The following is a 1276-nucleotide window of genomic DNA, read 5'->3' as shown; positions in this document are numbered from 1 at the left end:
CCCTGAGAGAAAGCTTCAGCCAAGGCTACCCCAAGGCTGGCCAGCTCCGTTCGGGTTTCGGCTGCGTTGACCTGACTGATAGCATCCGCTGCATTCTCAAAATGACTTTTAACGGCTTTGGCTGTTTTGGCTGTGGCTTCCTCAACCCGTTTTTGCCCGGCAATTAATTCATCGGCGTAATTTTGCCAGAGCAACCTCTGACTTTTGGTTATGGTCTTGGCTGCATGGTTTGCTGTCTTTACCGCATCTCGGCTTTCTTCGGCAAAGCTGTCGTATACCCCAACCAGCGCATCCCGGACATCCTTGGCATCCTCAACCGTCTGCCGGGCAAACTCTCTGGTCAAGCCCTCAAGAAAATCGGTTGTCCCTTTTAGCTTTTCGGCAATGCCATCAAAGCCCAAGGCATCTGCTGTTTCCTGCCATACCCTGACAATGCCGTATAGTATCCCGGTATAGGCTGTAGCAAAGCCTTTAACAATGGCTGTGAAGGTATTGAAAAAGCCCTTTACTGTGGAGCTGGTAAAATCAAAGGCAGTCCGCAGCGCCGCCATGGATTCTGTGATGGTGGTAAAGCCTGATTGGATACTGGTGACAAAGCCATCAACGGTAACTCCAGAGAAGGCATGCTTAAAAGCGTCACCCATGGCAATAAAGGCATCGCTGATCCTTTTCGCCAATTCAGGCAGCTGGCCATTCTGGTTCATCCGCTCAATTTCGGCAGCGATGCCTGCCAGCGACTCTCTGGCATAATCCAGAACACCGCTCTTGGCCACTTCATCCTGGAACTGCTGCCAGCTGTCTTTCAGGTTACTGACATAACCCGACAGCAGACTCATGTTCTTGGCCGCAGCACCCTCGGAGGATTTGCCAATTTCAAGAATCAGCTCCCTCATAACATCCCGACCAATAAGGCCAGCCGAAGAGAGCTTTTGCAGCTCCTGAACGTTTTTGCCGGTTACCTTTTGCAGCAAATCCCAAACCGGGATGCCCCGCTCGACCATCTGCAGAATCTCTTCGCCCTGGAGCTTTTGCTTTGCCCATGCTTGACCGACAGCCAGGGAGATCCCGTTAAGCCTTTCCATACCGCCGCCAAGCTTGGATGCCTGATCAACCAGGGCCTGCATGGTGCCATCCATAGGATCAAGGCCAAAGGCTTTGAGCCGAACAAAGGCTTCTGACACTTCTTCCAGTTGATAGGGCGTATTCCGGGTAAAATCTTTAATCCATTGGGTGGCTTGCCGGGCACTTTCAGCCGAACCGGTAACCGCCTCCATCT

At 52.2% G+C, this 1276-nt stretch carries 1 protein-coding gene; it reads right to left on the bottom strand.

Features of this window, described 5'->3' with window-relative positions; translation table 11 throughout:
* On the bottom strand, positions 1 to 1276 hold a 1276-nt coding region (locus tag J7439_RS25490), incomplete at both ends, for a tape measure protein (protein ID WP_209204861.1).

The organism is Salinisphaera sp. G21_0, from assembly GCF_017744115.1.
Taxonomy (GTDB): Bacteria; Pseudomonadota; Gammaproteobacteria; order Pseudomonadales; family Endozoicomonadaceae; genus Endozoicomonas.
The sequence above is the reverse complement of the archived record's forward strand: the minus strand, read 5'-3'. Positions and strand labels throughout refer to the sequence as shown.